General features: G+C 66.3%; 21 protein-coding genes. 16 read left to right on the top strand and 5 right to left on the bottom strand.

All coding sequences use genetic code 11. The features are described from left to right. Positions 1 to 6 precede the first annotated feature (6 nt). From LO55_RS11595 to LO55_RS25840, 4 genes are read left to right on the top strand one after another with little or no spacing between them, the layout of a single operon-like run. On the top strand, positions 7 to 1,479 hold the full coding sequence (locus LO55_RS11595) for a carotenoid oxygenase family protein (RefSeq protein ID WP_071361555.1): 1,473 nt from the start codon (positions 7 to 9) through the stop codon (positions 1,477 to 1,479). After that, entirely contained in the window at positions 1,476 to 2,636 is a 1,161-nt protein-coding gene (locus LO55_RS11590) for a sensor histidine kinase (RefSeq protein WP_071361554.1), read from the top strand. Before LO55_RS11595 ends, LO55_RS11590 begins: the two co-directional genes overlap by 4 nt. A 20-nt stretch (positions 2,637 to 2,656) precedes the next feature. Next, positions 2,657 to 3,397, top strand: coding sequence for a LytR/AlgR family response regulator transcription factor (locus tag LO55_RS11585; protein WP_229410249.1), 741 nt, complete (start codon positions 2,657 to 2,659; stop codon positions 3,395 to 3,397). 37 nt (positions 3,398 to 3,434) lie between these two features. Continuing rightward, positions 3,435 to 3,602: a LytTR family DNA-binding domain-containing protein gene (locus LO55_RS25840; protein WP_229410130.1), complete on the top strand. Its 168-nt coding sequence runs from the start codon at positions 3,435 to 3,437 to the stop codon at positions 3,600 to 3,602. Between the two features lie 143 nt (positions 3,603 to 3,745). On the opposite strand, the gene lpdA is transcribed toward LO55_RS25840, so the two are convergent. The 3 genes from lpdA to aceE all read right to left on the bottom strand — a co-directional run bounded on the left by lpdA (position 3,746) and on the right by aceE (position 10,058). Then, positions 3,746 to 5,599, bottom strand: coding sequence for a dihydrolipoyl dehydrogenase (gene lpdA, locus LO55_RS11580; protein WP_071361553.1), 1,854 nt, complete (start codon positions 5,597 to 5,599; stop codon positions 3,746 to 3,748). Between the two features lie 13 nt (positions 5,600 to 5,612). Further along, complete coding sequence (gene aceF, locus LO55_RS11575; RefSeq protein WP_071361552.1) at positions 5,613 to 7,271, bottom strand: dihydrolipoyllysine-residue acetyltransferase; 1,659 nt, start codon at positions 7,269 to 7,271, stop codon at positions 5,613 to 5,615. A gap of 78 nt (positions 7,272 to 7,349) precedes the next feature. Continuing rightward, complete coding sequence (gene aceE / locus LO55_RS11570) at positions 7,350 to 10,058, bottom strand: pyruvate dehydrogenase (acetyl-transferring), homodimeric type (RefSeq protein ID WP_005665688.1); 2,709 nt, start codon at positions 10,056 to 10,058, stop codon at positions 7,350 to 7,352. Between the two features lie 330 nt (positions 10,059 to 10,388). Between aceE and folD the strand changes: the two genes are divergently transcribed. The 9 genes from folD to LO55_RS11525 all read left to right on the top strand — a co-directional run bounded on the left by folD (position 10,389) and on the right by LO55_RS11525 (position 20,753). Next, on the top strand, positions 10,389 to 11,297 hold the full coding sequence (gene folD, locus LO55_RS11565; RefSeq protein WP_051205037.1) for a bifunctional methylenetetrahydrofolate dehydrogenase/methenyltetrahydrofolate cyclohydrolase FolD: 909 nt from the start codon (positions 10,389 to 10,391) through the stop codon (positions 11,295 to 11,297). A gap of 92 nt (positions 11,298 to 11,389) precedes the next feature. Further along, the gene (locus LO55_RS11560; RefSeq protein WP_071361551.1) at positions 11,390 to 13,459 is read left to right on the top strand and encodes a M3 family metallopeptidase; all 2,070 of its coding nucleotides are present in this window, start codon (positions 11,390 to 11,392) and stop codon (positions 13,457 to 13,459) included. 65 nt (positions 13,460 to 13,524) lie between these two features. After that, positions 13,525 to 13,950, top strand: coding sequence for a DNA polymerase III subunit chi (locus LO55_RS11555; RefSeq protein ID WP_071361550.1), 426 nt, complete (start codon positions 13,525 to 13,527; stop codon positions 13,948 to 13,950). Beyond that, positions 13,947 to 14,387 (top strand): DUF2486 family protein, encoded by a 441-nt coding sequence (locus tag LO55_RS11550; RefSeq protein ID WP_071361549.1) that lies wholly within the window; start codon positions 13,947 to 13,949, stop codon positions 14,385 to 14,387. Before LO55_RS11555 ends, LO55_RS11550 begins: the two co-directional genes overlap by 4 nt. A gap of 143 nt (positions 14,388 to 14,530) precedes the next feature. Continuing rightward, positions 14,531 to 14,863 (top strand): H-NS histone family protein, encoded by a 333-nt coding sequence (locus tag LO55_RS11545; protein ID WP_005665677.1) that lies wholly within the window; start codon positions 14,531 to 14,533, stop codon positions 14,861 to 14,863. A gap of 133 nt (positions 14,864 to 14,996) precedes the next feature. Beyond that, positions 14,997 to 17,135, top strand: a complete 2,139-nt coding sequence (locus tag LO55_RS11540) for an NHL repeat-containing protein (protein WP_071361548.1) — start codon at positions 14,997 to 14,999, stop codon at positions 17,133 to 17,135. A 74-nt stretch (positions 17,136 to 17,209) separates the two neighbouring features. After that, entirely contained in the window at positions 17,210 to 18,745 is a 1,536-nt protein-coding gene (locus tag LO55_RS11535) for an FAD-dependent oxidoreductase (protein WP_005665675.1), read from the top strand. Between the two features lie 103 nt (positions 18,746 to 18,848). Beyond that, positions 18,849 to 19,562, top strand: a complete 714-nt coding sequence (locus LO55_RS11530; protein ID WP_005665674.1) for an SIMPL domain-containing protein — start codon at positions 18,849 to 18,851, stop codon at positions 19,560 to 19,562. A gap of 108 nt (positions 19,563 to 19,670) precedes the next feature. Beyond that, positions 19,671 to 20,753, top strand: coding sequence for a CHAD domain-containing protein (locus LO55_RS11525; protein ID WP_005665672.1), 1,083 nt, complete (start codon positions 19,671 to 19,673; stop codon positions 20,751 to 20,753). A 93-nt stretch (positions 20,754 to 20,846) separates the two neighbouring features. Here the strand turns inward: LO55_RS11525 and LO55_RS11520 are convergent, their stop codons facing one another. Next, on the bottom strand, positions 20,847 to 21,413 hold the full coding sequence (locus LO55_RS11520) for a DUF3617 domain-containing protein (protein ID WP_005665670.1): 567 nt from the start codon (positions 21,411 to 21,413) through the stop codon (positions 20,847 to 20,849). A 168-nt stretch (positions 21,414 to 21,581) separates the two neighbouring features. Next, on the bottom strand, positions 21,582 to 21,890 hold the full coding sequence (locus LO55_RS11515; RefSeq protein ID WP_005665668.1) for a c-type cytochrome: 309 nt from the start codon (positions 21,888 to 21,890) through the stop codon (positions 21,582 to 21,584). A 182-nt stretch (positions 21,891 to 22,072) separates the two neighbouring features. Between LO55_RS11515 and LO55_RS11510 the strand changes: the two genes are divergently transcribed. The 3 genes from LO55_RS11510 to lgt are packed head-to-tail and all read left to right on the top strand — an operon-like array spanning position 22,073 to position 24,081. After that, entirely contained in the window at positions 22,073 to 22,297 is a 225-nt protein-coding gene (locus LO55_RS11510; RefSeq protein ID WP_005665667.1) for a TIGR04438 family Trp-rich protein, read from the top strand. Positions 22,298 to 22,355: 58 nt separating this feature from the next. Further along, positions 22,356 to 23,258, top strand: coding sequence for a LysR substrate-binding domain-containing protein (locus LO55_RS11505; RefSeq protein WP_005665665.1), 903 nt, complete (start codon positions 22,356 to 22,358; stop codon positions 23,256 to 23,258). Positions 23,259 to 23,271: 13 nt separating this feature from the next. Next, complete coding sequence (gene lgt / locus LO55_RS11500; RefSeq protein ID WP_005665662.1) at positions 23,272 to 24,081, top strand: prolipoprotein diacylglyceryl transferase; 810 nt, start codon at positions 23,272 to 23,274, stop codon at positions 24,079 to 24,081. Positions 24,082 to 24,095: the final 14 nt, after the last annotated feature.

Below are 24,095 nucleotides of genomic sequence, written 5' to 3'. Positions count from 1 at the left end.
GCCGCCATGGACCGCCGCTCCTTCTTGCATGCCGGCGCCGCACTCGGCGCCCTCGCCCTCGCCCCGGCGGTCCGCGCCGACGAGGCCACCTACCAACGCTTCCACGCTGCCCTGGCGCGCGACCCGTCGCTGGCGGTCTACGCCAACCAGGCCGGCAGCCAGCAAGGCGACGCCCTCGTCAAGGGCCGCCTGCCGCGCGACCTGTGCGGCACCTTCTACCGCAACGGGCCGGGCCGTTTCGAGCTGGGTGGCGAACGCTATCACCACTGGTTCGACGGCGACGGCTTCGCCCAGGCCTGGACCGTGGGCGACGGCAAGGTGCGCCACCGGGGCCGCTACGTCGAAACCCAGCGCTACGTCGAAGAAAGCGCGGCCGGCCAGTTCCTGTATCCGGCCTTCGGCACGCTCGTGACGCGCCGGGGCGTGCGCGACAACGACACCATGAACGCCGCCAACACCAATCTGCTGCCGTTCGACGGCCGGCTGTATGCGTTGTGGGAAGGCGGCTCGGCGACCGAACTCGATCCGGAGTCGCTGGCCACGCGCGGCATCAAGACCTGGAGCATTGACTTGCGCGCGATGCCGTTCTCGGCCCACCCCAAGCTCGATCCGCAGGGCGGCATGTGGAACTTCGGCACGCTGCCCGGCGCCAACCGCCTGGCGATCTACCAGATCGGCGCCCGGGGCCAGCTGCTGCGCACCGCCGTGCTGCCGGTGCCGCAACTTGCGATGGTGCATGATTTCGTAGTGAGCAGCAAGCACCTGATCTTCATCGTGCCGCCCTACGATCTGCAGAACGATGCGGGTCTGAGTTTCGCCGATCGCCATGTCTGGAACAGTGAACGTGCGGCGCGGGTGATCGTGATTGCGAAGGACACGCTGGCGCTGCGCCAGGTCTTCGAACTGCCGCCGCAGATGGTGTTCCACTTCGGGAACGCCTGGGAAGACGGCGACTGCACCCGCTTCGACGTGGTGCTGCACGAGGGCGACGCACTGGCCGAGGTGGGCAGCGTGATGCGCGGGGAGCACACGCCGCCGCGCAGCCGCACGGTGCAGGTCACGCTCGACTATGCCGGCGGCCAGGCGCGCACCGGGTGCCTGTTCGGCGCCAGCGAATTCCCGCGCGTGATGCCGCAGGTGGCGATGGCGCGCCACCGCCGCCTCGCCCTGCTGGGCGCCAGCGGCGCCTCGCCCGACCTGCGGCTCGACAGCGTCAACCTGGTCGATACGGATAGCGGCAAGGTCGATGCTTACGTCTTCGGCGCCGGCTGGCAGGTCGAGGAACACGTGCTGGTCCCGCGCCGCAACGCGCGCTCGGAGACTGATGGCTACCTGGTCGGCGTGGCCCAGGACTTGCGCGCCGGCGTCACGGTGATGACGGTGTTCGACGCCGCCGGCGTCAAGGATGGGCCGGTGGCGCTGGCGCGACTTCCCTATCGCGCACCGCACTGCTTTCATGGTAATTTCTTAACAGCATGAAACTATCCGCTCCGATCTCCGCGCACAGGCGCGGCCACCCGCTGGAACTGTTCCCGGTATTCCGGCGCTGGCCGCGCTCGGCCGCGCGCGACCTGCTCTACACCGCGCTGTGGAATACGCTGATCGCGCTCGGGATCTCGCTGGCGTTGACCACGTTCGGCAACTGGAGGGCGTCGTTCCTCACGCTGTTCGGCTACAGCCTGCTGGCATCGCAATGCGTCGGCTTTCCCATTCATGGCGCGCTGCGGGTGCTGGAGAAGGTGGTGCCGCCGACCACCGGCCGGACGAATGCGCGCCTGCTCGACCTGGCCGCGATCGTGCTGTGCGCCGCCTTCGGCATCGCCGTCTCGGGCGCCATCCTGCGCGGCGCCTTGCCCATCCTGAATGCCGACGCGCTCGGCGGCCTGCTGGCCTTTGGCCTGGCGATCGGCGTGGCCATCCTGATGGTGCTGGTCGCCGGCGAGCGCCGCATCGAACGCCAGACCCTGGAGGCGCGCCGGCAAGAGCAGATGGCGACCACGGCGCGGCTGCTGGCCGAGGCCCAGCTGCGCGCGCTGCAGGCCCAGATCGAGCCGCACTTCCTGTACAACACGCTGGCCAACGTGGTCAGCCTGATCGATACCCAGCCGGCCCAGGCGCGGCGCATGCTGGAGCGCTTCATCGACTACCTGCGCGCCAGCCTGGCCGCCAGCCGCGCCGGCAGCGCCACGCTCGGGGCCGAACTGGATCTGGTGGCAAGCTATCTCGACGTGCTGGGCGTGCGCATGGGCGAGCGCCTGCGCTGGCGCATCGAGGCGGACAACGCCTGCCGCGCGCTGCCGATCGCGCCGATGCTGGTCCAGCCGCTGGTCGAGAACGCCGTCATGCACGGACTGGAACCCAAGGTGGACGGCGGCGAGATCGTGCTGCGCGCCGCCGTCGACGACGACGGCGTGTTGCGGGTCGAGGTGCGCGACAGCGGGCGCGGCCTGGTACCGGCGCCGCCGCGTCCCGGCGGCGGCGTCGGCCTGTCCAATCTGCGCGAGCGTGTGCGCCAGCTGCACGGGCCGGGCGCGCGCCTGGAACTGCTCGACAATCCCGGCGGCGGCGTGGTCGCGCGCCTGCTGCTTCCCCTTTCACACACCGAGGTGACATCATCGACCGCTGCCTTGCCCTGATCGCCGACGACGAACCCCATCTGCTCGACTATCTCGCCACCCAGCTGCGCGAAGCCTGGCCCGGCCTCGAGATCGTGCGCGCCCCGAACGGCATCGAAGCGCTGCGCCTGATCGACGAGCTGGCGCCGCAGGTGGCGTTCCTGGACATCCAGATGCCGGGCCTGACCGGGATCGACCTGGCCGCGCGGCTGTGCGCCGGCGGCAATCCTCCGCGCGTGGTGTTCACCACCGCCCACGAGCATTACGCGGCCCAGGCCTTCGAGCACGAGGCCTTCGATTATCTGCTGAAGCCGATACGCCAGGAGCGGCTGGCGCGCACCGTCGAGCGGCTGCGCGCCGCGCTGTCGGCGCCAGCGCCCGCGCTGCCGGCGGACGCCCTGCAGGCACTGCTGCGCCAGCTGGGGGCCGGCGTTCCGGCCGCCCCGGCCGCGCCGGCGCCGCTGCAATGGATCCGCGCCGCGGCGGGCCAGGAGACGCGCCTGATCGCGGTCGAGGAAGTGATCTACTTCCAGAGCAACGACAAGTACACCAGCGTGTTCCTGCCGGATGGCGAAAGCCTGATCCGCACGCCGCTGCGGCAGTTGAAGGAGCAATTGGACCCGCAGCAGTTCTGGCAGATCCACCGTGGGGTGATCGTGGCGGCGCGCCACGTGGCGGGCACGCGCACCGATTTTCGCGGGCGGCTGCACGTGAAGCTCAAGGGGCGCGACGAGCAGCTGGTGGTGAGCCGCAACTACATGGACGTGTTCCGGCAGATGTAAAAAAGCAACAGCGGGGTCAGGTCTGACATTCGGACAATTGGACCCGCAGCAGTTCTGGCAGATCCACCGTGGGGTGATCGTGGCGGCGCGCCACGTGGCGGGCACGCGCACCGATTTTCGCGGGCGGCTGCACGTGAAGCTCAAGGGGCGCGACGAGCAGCTGGTGGTGAGCCGCAACTACATGGACGTGTTCCGGCAGATGTAAAAAAGCAACAGCGGGGTCAGGTCTGACATTCGGACACGGGCTCTACAACACCGGTGTACGAATATCAGCTTCTGGCCGAGCTGTTGCTTGATGAATGCTGAGGCCGTGTCCGAATGTCAGACCTGACCCCAGCTTTTTGCGGCTTAGCGCTTCTTCGGCGGCGGCAGGTCGGTGCAGACGCCTTCGTAGGCCTCTGCCGCCATGCCGATCGACTCGCCCAGGGTCGGGTGCGGGTGGATGGTCTTGCCGATGTCCACGCCGTCCGCGCCCATCTCGATCGCCAGCGCGATCTCGCCGATCATGTCGCCGGCATTGGTGCCGACGATGGTGCCGCCGACGATGCGGTGGGTCTCGGCATCGAACAGCAGCTTGGTGAAGCCTTCGTCGCGGCCGTTGGCGACCGCGCGGCCGCTGGCGTTCCACGGGAAGTGGCCCTTCTCGACCTTGATGCCCTTCTGCTTGGCTTCGTCCTCGGTGAGGCCGACCCATGCCACTTCGGGATCGGTGTACGCGACCGACGGGATCACCTTGGCGTCGAAGTGGGTCTTCTTGTCCAGGGCTGCTTCGGCCGCCACGTGCGCCTCGTGCACCGCCTTGTGCGCCAGCATCGGCTGGCCCACCAGGTCGCCGATGGCGAAGATGTGCGGCACATTGGTGCGCATCTGGCCGTCGACCGGGATGAAGCCGCGGTCGGTCACCGTCACGCCGGCCTTGTCGGCAGAGATCTTCTTGCCGTTCGGGCTGCGGCCCACGGCCACCAGCACCAGGTCGTACAGCTGCGGTTCCGGCGAAGTGGCGCCCGCTTCGGCCGCTTCGAAGGTGACCTTGATCCCTTCCGGCAGCGCTTCCACGCCGACGGTTTTGGTTTTCAGCATGATGTTATCGAAGCGGTGGGCATTGAACTTCTGCCAGACCTTGACCGCCTCGCGGTCGGCGCCCTGCATCAGGCCATCCATCATCTCGACCACGTCGATGCGCGCGCCGAGGGTCGAATAGACGGTCGCCATTTCCAGGCCGATGATGCCGCCGCCGATGACCAGCATCTTCTTCGGCACCTGGCGCAGTTCCAGCGCGCCGGTGGAATCGACGATGCGCGGATCTTCCGGCACGAACGGCAGCTTCACCACCGACGAGCCGGCGGCGATGATCGCCTTCTTGAAGGCCACGACCTTCTTCGCGCCATCCGGTCCGGTGACTTCGATGTGGTTCGGGGAGAGGAACTGGCCCACGCCCTGCACCACATTGACCTTGCGCGCCTTGGCCATGAAGGCCAGGCCGCCGGTCATCTTCTTGATCACGCCATCCTTGTGCGCGCGCAGCTTGTCGATGTCGACTTGCGGCTTGGCGAACGAGACGCCCAGGTCGGCCATGTGCGCGGTTTCATCCATGATATGCGCCACGTGCAGCAGCGCCTTCGACGGGATGCAACCGACGTTCAGGCACACGCCGCCCAGGGTCGCGTACTTCTCGACCAGCACGGTGTTCATGCCGAGGTCGGCGGCGCGGAAGGCGGCCGAATAGCCGCCAGGACCGGCGCCCAGCACCATCATCTCGCATTCGATGTCGACCTGGCCCGAGTAGCTCGACGCATTCGGCGCAGGCGCGGCGCCCGGCTGGGCGGCCGGCGCCGGGTGTGCCGGCGCATACGAATCGGTCGGCGCGGCGGCGGCGGTCGGCGCCGCGGCTTGCGCGCCGATCTGCGCGGCCGGCTTTTCAGCCGGCTTGTCGGCCGGCTTGTCGGCCGCCGGCGCGCCGGCGCCAGACTCTTCGACCGTCAGCAGCAGCGTGCCTTCGTTGATCTTGTCGCCGACCTTGACCGCGATGTCCTTTACCACGCCGGCATGGGTCGACGGGATCTCCATGCTGGCCTTGTCCGATTCGACGGTGATCAGGGACTGGTCGACCTTGATCGTGTCGCCAGCCTTGACCATCAGCTCGATCACTTCGACGTCCTTGAAGTCGCCGATGTTCGGGACTTTCACTTCAACAGTGCTCATCAGTGCGCTCCAATCACAGAAGGGTCTTGCGCATATCGGCCAGCACTTCGGCCAGGTAGGCGGCGAAGCGCGCGGCGCCGGCGCCGTCGATCACGCGGTGGTCGTACGACAGCGACAGCGGCAGCATCAGGCGCGGCTGGAAGTTTGAACCGTCCCACACCGGCTTCATCGCCGACTTGGACAGGCCCAGGATCGCCAGCTCCGGCGCATTGATGATCGGCGTGAAGTTGGTGCCGCCGATGCCGCCCAGCGACGAGATGGTGAAGGTCGCGCCCTGCATCGCGGTCGGCGGCAGCTTGCCTTCGCGCGCCTGGCCCGAGAGCTCGCCCATTTCGACGGCGATCTGCGAGATGGTCTTCTTGTCCGCATCCTTCACGACCGGCACCACCAGGCCATTCGGGGTGTCGGCCGCGAAGCCGATGTTGTAGTACTGCTTGGTGATCAGGGCCGCGCCGTCTTCCGACAGCGACGCATTAAATTGCGGGAACTTCTTGAGCGCGGCGACGCTCGCCTTGATCACGAAAGCCAGCATGGTCAGCTTGACGGCGGACTTCTGCTTGGCCAGCGCGGCGTTCGAATCGACGCGGAACTGTTCCAGGTCGGTCACGTCGGCTTCGTCGAAGTGCGTCACGTGCGGGATCATGACCCAGTTGCGATGCAGGTTCGGGCCCGAGATCTTCTTGATGCGCGACAGCGGCACGGTTTCGGTCGGACCGAACTTCGAGAAGTCGAGCGACGGCCATGGCAGCAGGCTGATGCCGCCGATGCCGGCGCCGGCGCCCGCTGCCGCAGGCGCAGCGGCGGCCGGGGCGGACATCACGCCCTTCACGAAGGTCTGCACGTCCTGCTGGGTGATGCGGCCCTTCGGACCGGTGCCCGGCACGCGGCCCAGGTCGACGCCCAGTTCACGCGCGAACTTGCGGATCGATGGCGAGGCGTGGGCTTTCGAGCCGGTGACGCCTGGCGCGGCGGCTGGCGCCGGAGCGGCGGCAGGCGCTGGCGCCGGTGCTGGCGCGGCAGCCGGCGCAGCGGCAGGTGCGGCTGCCGGGGCAGCGGCAGGTGCGGGCGCGGCGGCAGGAGCAGCCGATGCGCCGCCGGTCGCTTCCACGACCAGCACCAGCGAGCCCTTGGCGACCTTGTCGCCGACCTTCACTTTCAGTTCCTTCACGACGCCGGCATGGCTCGACGGGATCTCCATGCTGGCCTTGTCCGACTCGACCGTGATCAGGGACTGGTCGACCTTGATCGTGTCGCCGACCTTGACCATCAGCTCGATGACTTCGACTTCCTTGAAGTCGCCGATGTCGGGCACGGTCACGTCGACCGGGCCGCCGGACGCCGCTGGGGCGGCTGCGGCCGGCGCTTCGGCAGGTTTTTCAGCCGGTTTTTCAGCAGCCGCAGGAGCGGCGGCGGCAGGCGCTTCGGCGGCGCCGCCCGCTTCCTCGAGCAGCAGCACCAGCGAACCTTCGGCGACCTTGTCGCCGACCTTCACCTTGATCTCTTTCACGACGCCGGCATGGCTCGACGGGATTTCCATGCTGGCCTTGTCCGACTCGACGGTCACCAGCGACTGGTCGACCTTGATGGTGTCGCCCGGCTTGACCATCAGTTCGATGACTTCGACTTCCTTGAAGTCGCCGATATCGGGGACTTTGACTTCCACAACGCTCATAGTGTTAGCTCCAAATTTTTTATTCGAGTTAGCCTAGGCAGGCCGCTTCCGACAGGAAGAAGCGGCCTGCATGAGCATTTACTGGGTCACCGGATTCGGCTTGTTCTGGTCGATGCCGTACTTGGCGATCGCCTGCGACACGATGGCGCGGTCGATCTTGCCTTCGTCGGCCAGGGCGCGCAGCGCGGCGACCGTGACGTAGTAGCGGTTCACCTCGAAGAACTCGCGCAGCTTGACGCGCGAATCCGAGCGGCCGAAGCCGTCGGTGCCCAGCACTTTATAGGTGCGGTCCTTCGGCATGAAGGCGCGGATCTGCTCGGCGAACATGCGCATGTAGTCGGTGGTCGCGACGATCGGGCCGCTGGTGTTCTGCAGCAGCGAAGTCACGTACGGCACGCGCTGCGGCAGTTCCGGGTTGACCATGTTCCAGCGCTCGGCGTCCTGGCCGTCGCGCGCCAGCAGGGTCAGCGAAGGCGCCGACCACACGTCCGCATCGACGCCCCAGTCGTTCTTGAGCAGCTCGGCGGCGAAGATCGACTCGCGCAGGATGGTGCCGCAGCCGATCAGCTGCACGCGCGGCGCAGGTTTGTCGCCAGTGATCGCGGCGCCTTCCTGCAGCAGGTACATGCCCTTCAGGATGCCCTCTTCCTGGCCCGGCTTCAGGCCAGGATGCGAGTAGTTCTCGTTCATGATGGTGATGTAGTAGAACACGTCTTCCTGTTCTTCCACCATGCGGCGCAGGCCGTCCTGGATGATGACGGCGACTTCGTGACCGAAGGTCGGGTCATACGGCAGGCAGTTCGGCACGGTCGCGGCGATCACGTGGCTGTGGCCATCTTCGTGCTGCAGGCCTTCGCCGTTCAGCGTCGTGCGGCCGGCGGTGCCGCCCATCAGGAAGCCGCGCGCACGGATGTCGCCGGCCAGCCAGACCAGGTCGCCCACGCGCTGCATGCCGAACATCGAGTAGAAGGTGTAGAACGGGATCATCGTGCGGTTGTTCGACGAGTACGAAGTCGCCGCCGCGATCCACGAGCTCATGCCGCCCGCTTCGTTGATGCCCTCTTGCAGGATCTGGCCTGCCTTGTCTTCACGGTAGTACATCACCTGGTCGCGGTCGACCGGCTCGTACAACTGGCCCTGCTGGTTGAAGATGCCGATCTGGCGGAACAGGCCTTCCATGCCGAAGGTGCGCGATTCGTCGACCAGGATCGGCACGATGCGCTGGCCGATGCTTTCGTCCTTCAGCAGGCTGGTGATCACGCGCACGTACGACTGGGTGGTCGAGATCTCGCGGCCTTCAGGGGTCGGCTCGAGCACGCCCTTGAACGATTCCAGCTTCGGCACGGTCAGCTGCTCGTCGGCCTTCTCGCGGCGCTGCGGCAGGTAGCCGCCCAGGGCCTTGCGGCGCTCGTGCAGGTACACCATCTCGGGCGCGTCGTCGGCCGGCTTGAAGAACGGGATGTCGGCCAGCTTGTCGTCGGGGATGGCGATATTGAAGCGGTCGCGCATGTCGCGGATCGCCTGGTCGTCCAGCTTCTTGGTCTGGTGCGCGGTGTTGCGCGCCTCGCCCGACTTGCCCATGCCGAAGCCCTTGACGGTCTTGACCAGCAGGACGGTCGGGGAACCCTTGTTTTCTTGCGCGTTCTTGAAGGCGGCGTAGATCTTGTGCGGATCGTGGCCGCCGCGGGTCAGGCGCCAGATGTCGTCGTCGCTCATCTTCGAGACCATCTCGAGCAGCTTCGGATGCTTGCCGAAGAAGTGCTTGCGCACGTAGGCGCCGTCCTTGGCCTTGTAGTTCTGGTATTCGCCGTCGACGGTTTCCATCATCACGCGCTGCAGGATGCCTTCCTTGTCCTGCGACAGCAGCGGATCCCACTGCGAGCCCCAGATGACCTTGACGACGTTCCAGCCGGCGCCGCGGAAGTCGGCTTCCAGTTCCTGGATGATCTTGCCGTTGCCGCGCACCGGACCGTCCAGGCGCTGCAGATTGCAGTTGACGACCATGACCAGGTTGTCCAGCTGCTCGCGCGCGGCCATGCCGATCGCGCCCATCGATTCCGGCTCGTCCATCTCGCCGTCGCCGCAGAAGACCCAGACCTTGCGGTTGTCGGTCTTGGCGATGCCGCGCGCGTGCAGGTACTTCAGGAAGCGCGCCTGGTAGATCGCCATCAGCGGGCCCAGGCCCATCGACACGGTCGGGAACTGCCAGAAGTCCGGCATCAGTTTCGGGTGCGGGTACGACGACAGGCCCTTGCCGTCGACTTCGCGGCGGAAGTTCAGCAGCTGCTCTTCGGAGAGGCGGCCTTCGAGGAAGGCGCGCGCGTAGATGCCGGGCGAGGAGTGGCCCTGGATGTACAGCAGGTCGCCGCCGTGGTCTTCGGTCGGGGCGTGCCAGAAGTGGTTGAAGCCGGTGCCCAGCATGTTCGCCAGCGAGGCGAAGGACGAGATGTGGCCGCCCAGGTCGCCGTCGGCGCGGTTGGCCTTGACGACCATCGCCATCGCGTTCCAGCGCATCCACGAGCGCAGGCGCTCTTCGTATTCGAGATTGCCCGGCGAATTCTGGTTCAGGTGGGCCGGGATGGTGTTGACGTAGGCGGTATTGCTCGAGAACGGAACGTGGGCGCCACGGCGGCGCGCCAGGTCCACCAGGCGCTCCATCAGGTAATGGGCGCGCTCGGTCCCTTCATGTTCGATCACCGCTTCCAGCGCATCGAGCCATTCCTTGGTCTCGATCGCGTCCGGATCATTGGCGGCTTGCGCGGTCAACTGGTCGAGTTGAGCTGACATGTCATGCGTCTCCTAGAGTGGTGCGCCCCGACCCGATCCCTGCGCAGGCTGGCGGCGAGTGGTGAAATTTCAGACTATCTTTTTAGATAAACCAATGGATTCTACCAGTGGATTTTGGCATTTTCAAATTACGGTATGGCATTTCACAATATAAAATCCCATGCTGCAAGTGCACAATTTTCATAGAGAAACATTGGATTTTCGATCAATGAACATCGTATACCGGAGCGCCTGATCGGCGGCAAAAAACGGCCCATTTATACGCTGAAAGGAGGAGATTGCATGCGTGGGCCGTATAATTCTCTTTTTGCCCAGCGACGAGCTTTCACCATGCCTGCACAACTGATCGACGGAGTCCTCCTTTCCAAACAACTGCGCGAAGATATCGCCGCGCGCGCCGCCAAACTCACCGCCGCCGGCAAGCAGCCTGGCCTGGCCGTGATCCTGGTCGGCGAAGATCCGGCCAGCCAGGTCTATGTGCGCAACAAGGTGAAGGCCTGCGGCGACGTGGGCTTCCATTCGGTGCTCGAGAAATACGAGGCCGACCTTTCCGAGCAAGCCCTGCTCGACCGCATTGCAGCATTGAACGCGGACCCGGCCATCCATGGCATCCTGGTGCAGATGCCGCTGCCGAAGCACATCGACCCGTCGAAAGTCATCGAGGCCATCTCGACCGCCAAGGACGTCGACGGCTATTCGGTGCTGTCGGCCGGCGAGCTGGTGGCCAACCTGCCGGGCTTTCGCCCCTGCACCCCGTACGGCTGCATGAAGCTGATCGAGACCACCGGCATCGACCTGCGCGGCAAGCACGCAGTGGTGATCGGCCGCTCGAATACCGTCGGCAAGCCGATGGCCCTGTTGCTCTTGCAAGCCAACGCCACCGTCACCATCTGCCATAGCGCAACGCCGGACCTGGGCTACCACACCCGCCAGGCCGACGTGATCGTGGCCGCCGTCGGCCGCCGCAATACCCTCACCGCAGAGATGGTCAAGCCGGGCGCGATCGTGATCGACGTCGGCATGAACCGTGACGACGCGGGCAAGCTATGCGGCGACGTCGATTTCGCGGGCGTGTCCGAGGTGGCGTCGCACATCACTCCAGTGCCTGGCGGCGTCGGTCCGATGACGATCACGATGTTGTTGATGAATACCCTCGAGTCCGCGGAGCGCGTGCACGCCAGCGGCCAGCCGCCGGCGGGCCAGGCGTCGGGCATGGAACCGAAACCAGGCCTGGCGTAAGCCCGTCATGGCGCCATGGCCGCTCATTGGCTGCCATGGCATCTGCATGAGCGTTCGGCGTACCAGTGATTAACGAATATGGAAGGACTACGATGACGACCGCTACCAATCCCCTCCTCGACTTTTCCGGCCTGCCGCGCTTCGACGCGATCAAGCCCGAGCACGTCACGCCCGCCATCGAGCAGCTGATCCTTGACGCCAATGCCATCGTGGCGCAACTCGAAGCCCCGGTGGATGACGTCACCTGGGACACCCTGGCCCCGCTCGACGACGCCAGCGAACGCCTGGGCCGCGCCTGGGGCGTGGTCGGCCACCTGAACCACGTGGTGGACACGCCCGAGCTGCGCGCCACCTATAACGAGAACCAGCCGAAGGTCGTGGAGTTCTCCACTGCCATCGGCCAGAACGAGGCGCTGTTCGCCAAGTACAAGCAGCTGCGTAATGGCCCGCACTGGGACAGCCTCAACCCTGTGCGCCAGCGCATCGTCGAAAACGCCCTGCGCGACTTCCGCCTCGGCGGCGCCGAACTGCCGGAAGATAAAAAGCCGCGCTTCGCCGAGATCCAGGAGCAGCAATCGCAATTGTCGACGCGCTTCTCGGAAAACGTGCTGGACGCGACCAACGACTACAAGCTGGTGGTCGAGAACGAAGAAGAACTCGCGGGCCTGCCGGACGACGTGAAGCAGGCCGCCAAGGCCGCCGCCGAGCGCGATGGCAAGAGCGGCTGGCTGTTCACCCTGCACTTCCCGTCCTACTTCCCGGTGCTGCAGTTCGCCGACAACCGCGCGCTGCGCGAAACGATCTACCGCGCCAGCGCCACCAAGGCGTCGGATGCCGGCATCATGTTCACCGAGGTCGAGAAGTGGGACAACTCGTCCAATATCGTCAACCTGCTCAAGCTGCGCAACGAAGAAGCGCGCCTGCTCGACTACGGCAGCTTCGCCGACGTCTCGCTGGTGGCCAAGATGGCGCAGAGCCCGCAGCACGTGATCGAATTCCTCGAAGACCTGGCGCGCCGCGCGCGTCCGTACGCCGAGAAAGACCTGCTCGAGCTGCGCGAGTTCGCGCGCACCGAGCTTGGCATCGACGATCTGCAATCCTGGGACGTCACCTACGCCTCCGAAAAGCTGCGCGAGAAGCGCTATGCCTTCTCGGCCCAGGAAGTGAAGGAATACTTCCCCGAACATAAGGTGCTGCAAGGCCTGTTCGGCGTGATCCGCCAGCTGTTCGAGGCCGACGTGATTCCCGAAGACGCGCCCGTATGGCACCCGGACGTGCGCTTCTACCGCATCGAGCGCAACGGCCAGCTGGTCGGCCAGTTCTACCTCGATCCGTATGCGCGCGCCGGCAAGGCCCAGGGCGCCTGGATGAACGACGCGCGCGGCCGCCGCCTGCTGGCCGACGGCGCGGTGCAGACGCCGGTCGCCTACCTGGTCTGCAATTTCACGCCGCCGGCGATGGTGGACGGCGTGTTGCAGCCGTCGCTGTTCACGCATGACGAAGTGACCACGCTGTTCCACGAATTCGGCCACGGCCTGCACCACATGCTGACCGAAGTCGAAGAACTGTCGGTGGCCGGCATCTCGGGCGTCGAATGGGATGCGGTGGAGCTGCCGTCGCAGTTCATGGAAAACTTCTGCTGGGAGTGGGACAAGCTGCAGCAGATGACCGCGCACTACAAGACCGGCGAACCGCTGCCGCGCGCGCTGTACGACAAGATGCTGGCGGCGAAGAACTTCCAGTCCGGGATGCAGACCCTGCGCCAGGTCGAGTTCTCGCTGATCGACATGCACCTGCACTACGACTTCGATCCGCACAGCCAGCAGGTGCAGGAACTGGTCGACGACATCCGCCGCAACTTCGCCGTCATCACGCCGCCGTCGTTCAACCGCTTCCAGCATTCGTTCAGCCATATCTTCGCGGGCGGCTACGCGGCCGGCTATTACAGCTATAAATGGGCCGAGGTGTTATCCAGCGACGCCTATGCCGCATTCGAGGAAGCCGTCGAATCCGGGGCCGACCTGTTCGAGACCGGACAGCGCTTCCACCGCGAGATCCTCGCCGTGGGCGGCTCGCGGCCGGCGCTCGAATCGTTCAAGGCCTTCCGCGGTCGCGAACCTTCGATCGATGCTTTGCTGCGCCATAGCGGCATGAATGCCTGATCATTTGGAAAACTGCGCAGGAAACTGCACCGGAGGGCGAAAGCCCTCCTCTTTTTAGTGATGTCATGACCCGGATCGACTTCCATACCAATATCCCCGATAAGCTGTCCTATGCCTGCCGGCTGGCGCGCAAGGCATATGGCGCGCGCGCCAAAGTCGTGGTGCTGGCAGAAAGCCCTGAACAGGCCGAGGCATTGAATGCGGCGCTGTGGAACGTGGGGGATACCGATTTCATTCCGCACGTGCTGGCCGGCGATCCGCTGGCGCCGCAGACGCCGATCGTGATTACCGATAATGAAGACGCGGCGCTGCCGCACCACGATATGCTGGTGAACCTCACGCGCCGCATGCCGAACAATTTCGCGCAATTCGCGCGCGTGTTCGAAATCATTTCGCTTGATGAAGACGATGCCGCAGAGGGACGCAAACGCTATGTCGCCTATAAAAGGCAATCCTATCCATTGACCCACTTCGTCGCAGGACAGACATGAACCAGGATCCCGCTTTCGATGCCAGCATTCCCGTATTGACCGAGGTCGTCGCCGACTCGCCGGCGCCTGCCGCGCCAGTGGCGTCAAGCGCTCCCGCTGCGGCTGCGGCTGCGGCAGCCGGCGCCACGACCGGAACGAACGGCGCCGATGACGCGGAGTCCCCGGAAGCCCTGGAACGGCGGGCCGCCGACCGCTGGAGCGGCGAGCAGTGGAGCGTCATGGAACGACGCCTGACCGAACGCGTGCTGCAGCAATTGCAGGGCCGGATCGATTTCGTGCTCGAACAGCGACTGCGTGACGGCATCGCCGAAGCGGTGGATAAAGCGATGGCGGGTTTTTCGGCCGAAATTCGCGCGAGCCTGCATCAATCCCTGGGCCAGGTCGTGACCCGCGCCGTTTCACAAGAAATTGCCCATCTCCAGAACCTGGGAAAATAACCCCACATGCATTAACGATTTGCCATGTATTTGATTCGAAATCACCCCGCGCACGATTGTCATTCATATTCGGCGATTAAATAGTAAAATCGCTGCGCGGCACTTCGAAACGAATCGAATCACCTAATCAAGGATGAAACAAAATGGCAAACATCGATCTGTCGGGTTATAACCTCGCCGAGCTGAAGGGTCTTCAATTCGATATCGAAAAGGAGATCAAAAACCGCCAGCAGCAAGACGTCAAGAAAGCGCGCGAGCAGATTCTCGAGATCGCCCAGAATATGGGAATCTCGGTGGAAGAATTGCTGGCCAAGGGCACTGGCAAAAGCAAGAAAGCAGGCGGCGGCGCCAAGGTGAATCCCCAATACCACAACCCGGCCGACAATTCCCAGACCTGGACCGGCCGCGGCCGCCAGCCAAAATGGGTCGTCGAAGCGCTGGGCAAGGGCAAGTCGCTGGACGATCTGCGTATCTGACCGCGGCCTTTCCCTGTCGAGGCAACTCCTGTGCGCCGCCGTGACCACGTCCGGCGGCGCCACCTCTCCTGTTTTCCGTCTCATCGGTGGTTTCGGCTAAGATTGCAGGTTCAGCAATCATCCGGCCGTACCAGTGAAACGAACTTCCCTCATCGCCGCGCTCGTGGGCGCCGCCATCCTGGCCATCGGCACGGCCGTCTACTTCACCGATACCATCGAACAACGTCCCGGCGCCCTGGCCATCCTGACGCCGCCCGTCGCGAAGACCACGCCATTCTGGCCGGCGCGCGTGAGCCTGCTGGCGGGCGACGGCCGCGACGGCGTGATCGACGGGCCGGCGGGCGCGAGCCGCTTCAGCGATCCCTATGGCGTGGCCATCGGCGCGCGCGGCGCGGTCTACGTGGCCGACGGGGGCGAAGCCAACCGCATCCGCCTGATCCAGCCCGACGGCGCGGTCTCGACGCTGGCCGGCGGCAAGGAAGGCTTTGCCGACGGCATCGGCGCCGCGGCCGCCTTCCACACCCCGTCCGCCCTGGCGCTCGACCATGAAGGCAACCTGTACGTGGCCGACACCGGCAACCATGCGATCCGCAAGGTGGCGCCCGACGGAACGGTCACCACGGTGGCCGGCAGCGGCAGCCCCGGCTACCTGGACGGCATCGGCCGTGCGGCCCAGTTCAACGGCCCGGTCGGCATCGCGGTGGACGACGCCGGCATCGTCTACGTGGCCGACACCTACAACGACCGCATCCGCCGCATCGCGCCCGATGGCATGGTGACGACGCTGGCCGGCAATGGCAAACCCAGCTTGCTGGATGGCGCGCTGCTGGACGCCGGCTTCGACACCCCGAGCGCGCTGGCGGCCGGCCGCGACGGCACGCTGTACGTGGCCGACACCGGCAACCACGCGGTGCGCCGCATCAAGCCCGACGGCACGGTCGACACGCTGGCGATCCCGCTCGAAGGCGAGACCAGGCCGCCGCTGCGGCGTCCGGCGGGCCTGGCGCTCACGCGCGACGGCTACCTGTACATCGCCGCCAGCGCCGGCGGCCGCATCCTGCAACTGACGCCGGAAGGAGAAATGCGCCCGCTGCAGGACGTCGACCGCCCGCTCGATCCGAACGGCTTCGGCAGCGACGGCACGGTGCAGCTGTACGGTCCGCGCGGCATCGCGGTCGGCCGCGACGGCAGCCTGGTGGTGGCGGACGCCAATGCCCACCGCGTGCACCGGCTGGCGCCGCCGCGCGAGGGCGAACCGGCGCCGGTGCTGGCGCGGCCGGCGCTGGTCACGCGCACCGAACCGATGCCGTGGCCGGTCGGCCCGCAAGACATGGTCCATGAAGTCGTCGGCGTGATGGGCGAGGTGCGCGGCGCCTACAACGGCGACAGCCGCCACCATTTCCACGCCGGCCTGGACGTGCGCGCCGACGTCGGCGCGAAGGTGCTGGCGGTGTTCCCGTCGAAAGTGACCGACCCGCATGCCAACTGGGGCTTCAACACGCTCAGCGAAGGCCTGAGCGTGGGCCCGCTCTCGTATATCCACATGCGCGTCGGACGCGACCCACAGGGCCGGCCGCTCGATCCGCGTTTCCAGATCCTGCGTGACGCCAAAGGTAAAGCTGAACGCGTGCGGGTGCCGCGCGGCACCCGCTTCGCGGTGGGCGATGCGCTCGGCACCATCAACGCCATGGCCCACGTCCACCTCGATTACTACCAGGGCGGCGCGGTGGTCAATCCGCTCACACTTCCCTTTACGGGCTTCACCGACACCGTCCCGCCGTTCATCCAGCGCATCGCGCTGTACGACGGCGCCGGCAAGCGCATCACGGCGAAGAAGGGCCAGCCGATCCTGTTGACCCGCAGCCTGGGCGAGGTGCAGGTGGTCGTGAATGCCTACGACCAGGTGAACGGCAACCTGGCGCGCCGCAAGCTCGGCCTGTACAAGCTGGGCTACCAGCTCCTGCAGGCCGACGGCACGCCGCTGCCCGGCTTCGGGCAGCCCGTCATCACCCAGGTCTTCGACCGCCTGCCGCGCAACCAGGACGCCGTCAAGGCCGTCTACGCGCCGACCAGCGGCATCACGGTCTATGGCAGCAAGTCGACCCAGTTCGACTATGCGCTGGGCAACCGCCTGCAGGACGGCGAGATCGAGACCGGCAGCTGGCGCATCGGCGAGCTCGCGCCCGGCCGCTACACGCTGCGCATCCACGCCGCCGACTTCGCCGGCAATCTGGCGCAGGAGGGACGCGACCTGGCCTTCGTGGTGGAGTAGAACGCACCGGGCCGACGGCCACGGAACCATTGCGCCACGCGGGCATCTGAGTAGGACGGATGAAGGAGAAGCCCGTGGACAGGTACGACGTGCTCATCGCCGGCGCGGGGCCGACCGGCCTGGTGCTGGCCTTGTGGCTGGCGCGCCAGGGCGTGAAGGTCGCGGTCGTGGACAAGGCGGCGCAGCCCGGCACAACCTCGCGCGCGATGGCGGTCCAGGCGCGCACCCTCGAGCTGTACCGCCAGCTCGGCCTGGCCGACGAAACGATCGCCGCCGGCAAGCGCAACATCGCCCTCAATATGTGGGTGCGCGGCAAGCGCCGCGCGCGCCTGTCGTTCCAGGACGCCGGCGAAAAGCTCACGCCCTACCCCTTCGTGCTGGTGTATCCGCAAGACCTGCACGAGCGGCTGCTGCTGCGCCATCTCGGGCAGGCCGGGGTCCAGGTCCAGCGGCCGGTCGAGCTGGTCGCCTTCGAGGACCGCGAAGACTATGTGGTGGCGCGCCTGCGCGATGCTGACGGCGGCCTGCGCGAATGCGAGGCGCGCTTCCTGGCCGGCTGCGACGGCGCCAGCTCCACCGTGCGCCAGAAGCTCGGCGCCGGTTTCCCGGGCGGCACCTACGACCACGTCTTCTACGTCGCCGACGTCCAGGCCGCCGGCGTGGCGGCCGACGGCGAGGTGCACGTCTCGCTCGAGACGTCCGACTTCGTCATCATGCTGCCCTATACCGACACCGGCCGCGGACGCCTGATCGGCACCGTGCACCGCATCTCCACCGACAGCCACGGCGCCGGCCCCTACACCTTCGACGACGTCGGCCACAGCGCCCTGTCCAGCCTGGGCCTGCGGGTCGACCAGGTGCACTGGTTCTCGACCTACCGCGTGCACCACCGCGTGACCAGCCATTACCGCAGCGGCCAGGTGTTCCTGGTGGGCGACGCCGCCCACGTGCACAGCCCGGCCGGCGGCCAGGGCATGAACACCGGCATCGGCGACGCCGTCAACCTGGCCTGGAAGCTGGCCGCCGTGGTGCGCCACGATGCGCCGGACAGCCTGCTCGACAGCTACGAGACCGAGCGCCTGGCGTTCGCGCGCAAGCTGGTCGACACCACCGACCGCATGTTCAACTTCATCACCGCCGAGGGCAACTTCGCCGACTTCGTGCGCACCCGCATTGCGCCGCTGTTCGCCACGGTCGCCTACGGCGTCGACACCGTGCGCGAACTGATCTTCAAGATCGTCTCGCAGATCACGATCAGCTACCACGACAGCCCGCTCAGCATCGGCAGCGCGGGGAGCGTCAAGGCCGGCGACCGGCTGCCCTGGGTGGACGCTGACGGCGCGGACAACCACGCGCCGCTGGAGAACATGGACTGGCAGGTGCAGGTCTATGGCGAGGCGGGCGACGGCCTGCGCGCCTGGTGCCAGCTGCACGGCATGCCGTTACGCGAATTCGCCTGGAGCGCGCGCCATGAAGCGGCCGGCTTCGCGCGCAACGCCCACTATCTGGTGCGGCCCGACGGCCACGTCGCCCTGTGCGATCCGGGCCATGGCCCCGATGCCCTGGCCCACTACTTCCGCGACCGCGCCTACCGGCGCTTCTGCGACTGACGCTACCCGCGCGGCATGAAATGCCGCCGCCATTTTAGACATCAATGTCTAGATAACCTAAGCTGACTGTCGCCGGGAATCGTCCCGCCTCACAAGGACCGTCATGCTGAAGAAACTCGCCGTCAAATTCGCCATCGCTTCCTGCGCCGCGTTCGCACCCGCCCACGCGGCCGACCTGCCGGCCTACCCCTTCATCCACGTGAACGCCGCCGCCGACCTGCACGTGATGCCGGACACGGGCGAGATCGATTTCGAGATCGTCAGCCTGGAGCCCGACCTGGAAGCGGCCTGGAAGCTGGTCAGCGAACGGCTCGAGGCCAGCCGCGCGCTGCTCGCGCAGCACGGTGTCGCGGTCGAGGACATCGCGGTGCAGGACCTGCTGCGCCGTCCACTCAGGCAGGCCGATATACAGGGCGATACGGTGCCAGCGATCGAGACCCGCGCCGCGGTCCACGCCACGGTGCGCAACCTGGATGGCTGGACGGCGCTGATCCAGGCCTTGATGACGATGCCGAACGTCGAGTCGCTGGCGGTCGCCTTCAGCCGCAGCGACGCCGACAAGATCGAGGCCGAACTGGTGAGCCAGGCCCTGGCTGCGGCGCGCCTGAAGGCGCAGAACATCGCGCGCGGCATCGGCGCCAGGCTGGGACCGGCGAACGGCGTGGCGCTGGCGCCGCTGAAGAACCTGTCGAACGCGATGGGACTGGCGACCGACGGCCCGCGCTATACCCCGGTCGCGGCGGTGCGCGATCCGCTTCTGGTGGGCGTGCAAAAGCTGGTGCAGGGCGTGGACGTGATCTACCGGATCGGTAAATAGGCGCCGCCCCCGCGCTTCCGATGTCACCTTCCTGTCATGATGAAGCGTGCCGGGCAGTGAGCAAGAGTATGCTCGAGTCATCGACGTCATGTCAGTGAAAGGACCATCATGGCCAAGCAACAAAAACCGGCGCAGCCGGTGTCCAAGGCAACCCCGACGGCGGCTTCCCAGCCGCGTGAGACCGCGGCGAGCGGCCTGGAGTCGTTCCAGCAGCTGGACCAGGAACTGAGCCGGGAAGCCGCCGCCACCCCGCCGGCCGCGGAAGATCCGAAAGAAGACCAGCCGCTGCCGAAGGAGAAACCGATCCGCCCGGTCAAGGCCGAACCGGTGCGCCTGCGCGGGCGCATGACGCTGGAAGACGCGTTCCAGAGCATCGGCCTGAATTGCGTCCGCCAGATCGAGGCCAACGTGCCGGGCGTGCTGAAGCAAAACGTCGAAAGCCTGCACCAGATGCGGGTGGGCCTGCGCCGCCTGCGCGCGCTGCTTGCGATGTTCGAGGACCTGGCCGCGCCGCCGGTCGCCCTGCACGCCGACATCGAATGGCTGTCCGGCGAACTGGGACCGGCGCGCGACTGGGACGTGCTGGCCGACTCCACCCTCGACCGGGTCCACGGTTTCGACGCGACGGCGCTGCGCCAGGCCGCGCACGAGCGCGCGAACGCGCATCACGCGCACATCCTGAACGTGCTGCGCGAGCCGCGCTACCGTGACCTGATGACGCAGCTGAACGAATGGCTCGGCGAACGTCGCTGGCGTCTCGACGCCACGCTGGACAAGGATTCGCCCCTGGCCGAACGCGCCGCCAGGGCCGCCCTGCCCCTGCTGCGCAAGGCCGAGAAGCGCCTGGCCAGGCGCATCGACGGCCTGGACGAGGGCGACGCGCCTGGTCGCCACCGGGTGCGCATCGCCGCCAAGAAGGCGCGCTACGCGGCCGAATTCTTCCGCGACCTGCTGCCGGCGCGCCGCGTCAAGCGCTACGTCGGCCACCTGGAAAAGCTGCAGGACCGCCTTGGCCTCCTGAACGACATGGCGGTGGCCGACCACCTGCTCGAGGAACTCAAGGGCGGCGGCAGCCAGATCGCCAAGCAGGCCGCCTACGTGCGCGGCTACATGGCCGCCAGCGGCGAGGCCGGCGCCCGCGACCTGTCGAAGGCGCTGGCGGACGTCGCCAGGCGGCGCATCACGCGCTGAACGAGCTTGTGTTCAGCGCCTTCCGAAGACCGGAACGTGTGGCGCGGCGCTGTGCTTCGTCCATGCCAGGTCGTTGGGCCGCGCGCAACGCATTCATCCCTGGCCGGACACCGGCGCCATATTGCCGCAGTCGCTGCCCAGCCATTTGCCAGTGCCGCTGGTTTTCTGGGTCATCATCGCGCCGCCTGGACCGGCCATCGTGGCAGTCGAGTCGAAGGTGTAGGCAGTGTCGCTCGGGGTCTTCACGACAGCATCGATTTTCACTTGCGGCTGGTTGCACTGCATGCTCACATTCATGCCGCCAGCCGTCGGCGTCGCGTTCCTGGTGCAGCCTTCAGGACCTTTTTTACCAAACACGTCGAACTTCGCGATGTCTTCTTTCGTAATGCACTGTTTGGTGCGCAAGCCATCGTCGGTGAATTCCGTGCCGCTGGCGCCGAGCCTTCTTTGTATTTCCGCGCGCTGGGCGGGCGGCATCGAGGCCATCTGGCTCTTCATCAGCGCGACGATACCCGCCATCTGATTGCCCCCTGCCTGGCCGGGTAGCGTCATGTCGATCTGCCACAGTCCAGGCTTGATGTTGACTTGCTGCGCAAACGCATTCGTAGCGCACAAGGTGGCCATACTCAATGCGATGCTTGCGGTTCGAATCATGCTCATGGTCGCTCCTGGTAGGTGGGCCACCAGTGTAGCCGACCTGGCCGTGCATCCGCGCATGCGGTGCGGCCTGTCATATCCCAGGCGTGGGCGGCAAGCCGCGAACGCGTAAACGAACAAGCGCGCCATGCTCACGCAGGCGCGCTTCGTTTCGTGCGTCTTTTCAGGCGATTACTTGGTCGCCAGCACCCACTTGACCAGCGAACGCGCTTCGGCCTCGCTCACCTGCGGATTGGCCGGCATCGGGATCGGCCCCCAGGTGCCGGCGCCGCCTTTGAGCACCTTCTGCACCAGCTTGTCCTCGGCGCCCTTCTGGCCCGCGTACTTCTGCGCGACGTCCTTGTAGGCAGGACCGACCAGCTTGGTGGCGACGGTGTGGCAAGCCATGCAATTCTTGGCCTTGGCCAGGTCGGCCTGGGCGAATGCACCCGATGACGCGAAAGCCGACAGCACCACACACAACATCAGGGACCGCTTCATTTGTTTCTCCGAATTTATGACTGAGTGGATTCTACCCCCTTTCCCTGCGGGGCAAAGAGAGCGATACACTCTGTAACGCGATCGCCACGTTTACCAATATCCTGTAACAAGAAAATAGCAACTTTTGCCCGTCGGCATTCTTTTCTTTGTAAGATGTGAGGCCTGAAGGAGCTTTCCACATCATGCCACTCATCCTCTTGATCGTCGCCCTGGCCGCCTTGCGCTTCTTCGAGGTCTGGCGTTTTGCCGAGCTGTCCTGGTGGGTCATCGCCGGGCTGTTCGTTGCTGCCTTTATCTGGTTCGAGTACATCGAGAAAATGCTCGGGCTCGACAAGAAGAAAGAACACGAACTGCAGGACCAGCGCCGCAACGAGCGCGTCAAGAAGACCCTCGACAAGCGTCGCTGAACGGCGCCTGTAGGTGCCCTGTGATACATTGCACGTATCACAGCTTGTCCAATCACTCATGCATCCCGAACTGCGCCAGCTGCGCCATTTCGTCACCGTGGCCGAAGAGCTGCATTTCGGCCGCGCCGCGCGCCGCCTGCACATGACCCAGCCGCCGCTGTCGCAGAGCATCGCCAATCTCGAAGAACTGTTCAAGGCCCCGCTGTTCGTGCGCAACCGGCGCATGGTCGGCCTGACCGCGGCCGGCGCCGCCCTGCTGCCGGAAGCGCGCCGCATCCTCGAGGAAGCCGCCGCGCTGCCCGAGCTGGTGCGGCGCGCGGCCAGCGGCGAGGCTGGGCGCCTGGCCCTGTCGTTCGTCTCGACCGCGGCCTTGCGCATGCTGCCCGACGTGCTGCGCCGCTATCGCGTCGCCTATCCGGCGGTGCGCCTGGTGCTGCAGGAAGCGACCTCCGACGTCCAGTTCGAAGAACTGCTCTCGGGCCGCATCGACGCCGGCTTCGTGATCCCGCCGCAACCGGGCGCGCCCGACGGCATGGCCGACGGCGCCCTGGACTACCTCAAGATCGTCGACGAGCCGCTGGTGCTGTGCGCGCCGAGCGGGCTGGCGGCGCTGGAAAGGCCAGGCCCGGTGCGCCTGCGCGACCTGCCGCCGCTGCCGCTGGTGATCTTCCCGCGCACGGTGGCGCCCAGCCTGCACGATGCGATCCTGGCCTGCTTTCGCGCGGCCGGGGTGCTGCCCACCATCGGCCAGGAAGCGATCCAGATGCAGACCATCGTCAGCCTGGTTTCCGGCGGCATGGGCTTGGCACTTGTGCCACAATCCGTGTCGAACCTGATGCGTCCCGGCGTAGAATACCGTGCCCTGATCGATCCGGCGCCGCTGGCCGAAACCGGCCTGGCCTGGCGGCGCGACAACGATTCGCCCGTGCTGAAGGGCTTCCTGGAATGTTTGAAGAATTGAAGAGAGACTGACTATGCTGATTCATCCGCAGCCGGACCCGATCGCGATCTCGCTCGGCCCGGTGCAAATCCACTGGTATGGCCTGATGTACGTGGTCGCCTTTGCCCTGTTCATCATCCTGGGCCGGGTGCGCATCCGCATGCCGCACGTCGCGGCGCAGGGCTGGACCCGCGACGACCTGGACGACATGCTGTTCTACGGGATGCTGGGCGTGATCGTGGGCGGCCGCCTGGGCGAAGTGCTGTTCTACCAGCCGCTGTACTTCCTCGCGCACCCGCTCGAGATCTTCATGATCTGGAAGGGCGGGATGTCCTTCCACGGCGGCTTCCTGGGGGTGCTGATCGCGATGGCGCTGTGGGCCCGCAAACGCAAGCGCAACCTGCTCGACGTCTACGACTTCATCGCGCCGCTGGTGCCGCTCGGTTATGCCGCCGGCCGCATGGGCAACTTCATCAACGCCGAACTGCCGGGTCGCTTGGCCGACCCGACCCTGCCGTGGGCCATGCTGTGGCCAGGCGTGGCCGGCCCGCGCCATCCGTCGCCGCTGTACCAGGCGCTGGTCGACGGCGTGCTGGTGTTCGTGATCCTGTGGCTGTTCGCGCGCAAGGCGCGTCCGCGCCTGGCGGTCGGCGCCATGTTCACCCTGCTGTACGGCTGCGCGCGCTTCTTCACCGAGTGGTTCCGCGTGCCGGACTGGGAAACCACCGTGTTCGGCCTGCCGATCACCTCGGGCCAGGTGCTGTCGCTGCCGATGATCGTCGCCGCCCTCGTCATGCTGGCCTGGGCCTATCGCCAGGCGCCGGGACGGCCGGTGACCGCCTGATCCGCCTCTGAGTG

The organism is Massilia timonae (genome assembly GCF_001866515.1).
Lineage (GTDB): Bacteria > Pseudomonadota > Gammaproteobacteria > Burkholderiales > Burkholderiaceae_D > Telluria > Telluria timonae.
This window is presented reverse-complemented; position numbering and strand designations above follow the sequence as displayed.

What these genes read in the sequence shown, in the direction of transcription:
- LO55_RS11595 (WP_071361555.1), top strand. Translation starts at nt 7, where the DNA reads ATGGACCGCCGCTCCTTCTTGCATGCCGGCGCCGCACTCGGCGCCCTC.
- LO55_RS11545 (WP_005665677.1), top strand. Translation starts at nt 14,531, where the DNA reads ATGGCAAACATCGATCTGTCGGGTTATAACCTCGCCGAGCTGAAGGGT.
- lgt (WP_005665662.1), top strand. Translation starts at nt 23,272, where the DNA reads ATGCTGATTCATCCGCAGCCGGACCCGATCGCGATCTCGCTCGGCCCG.
- LO55_RS11555 (WP_071361550.1), top strand. Translation starts at nt 13,525, where the DNA reads ATGACCCGGATCGACTTCCATACCAATATCCCCGATAAGCTGTCCTAT.
- LO55_RS11525 (WP_005665672.1), top strand. Translation starts at nt 19,671, where the DNA reads ATGGCCAAGCAACAAAAACCGGCGCAGCCGGTGTCCAAGGCAACCCCG.
- LO55_RS11510 (WP_005665667.1), top strand. Translation starts at nt 22,073, where the DNA reads ATGCCACTCATCCTCTTGATCGTCGCCCTGGCCGCCTTGCGCTTCTTC.
- LO55_RS11520 (WP_005665670.1), bottom strand. Translation starts at nt 21,413, where the DNA reads ATGAGCATGATTCGAACCGCAAGCATCGCATTGAGTATGGCCACCTTG.
- LO55_RS11515 (WP_005665668.1), bottom strand. Translation starts at nt 21,890, where the DNA reads ATGAAGCGGTCCCTGATGTTGTGTGTGGTGCTGTCGGCTTTCGCGTCA.
- aceF (WP_071361552.1), bottom strand. Translation starts at nt 7,271, where the DNA reads ATGAGCGTTGTGGAAGTCAAAGTCCCCGATATCGGCGACTTCAAGGAA.
- folD (WP_051205037.1), top strand. Translation starts at nt 10,389, where the DNA reads ATGCCTGCACAACTGATCGACGGAGTCCTCCTTTCCAAACAACTGCGC.
- LO55_RS11550 (WP_071361549.1), top strand. Translation starts at nt 13,947, where the DNA reads ATGAACCAGGATCCCGCTTTCGATGCCAGCATTCCCGTATTGACCGAG.
- aceE (WP_005665688.1), bottom strand. Translation starts at nt 10,058, where the DNA reads ATGTCAGCTCAACTCGACCAGTTGACCGCGCAAGCCGCCAATGATCCG.
- LO55_RS11505 (WP_005665665.1), top strand. Translation starts at nt 22,356, where the DNA reads ATGCATCCCGAACTGCGCCAGCTGCGCCATTTCGTCACCGTGGCCGAA.
- lpdA (WP_071361553.1), bottom strand. Translation starts at nt 5,599, where the DNA reads ATGAGCACTGTTGAAGTGAAAGTCCCGAACATCGGCGACTTCAAGGAC.
- LO55_RS11590 (WP_071361554.1), top strand. Translation starts at nt 1,476, where the DNA reads ATGAAACTATCCGCTCCGATCTCCGCGCACAGGCGCGGCCACCCGCTG.
- LO55_RS11560 (WP_071361551.1), top strand. Translation starts at nt 11,390, where the DNA reads ATGACGACCGCTACCAATCCCCTCCTCGACTTTTCCGGCCTGCCGCGC.
- LO55_RS11530 (WP_005665674.1), top strand. Translation starts at nt 18,849, where the DNA reads ATGCTGAAGAAACTCGCCGTCAAATTCGCCATCGCTTCCTGCGCCGCG.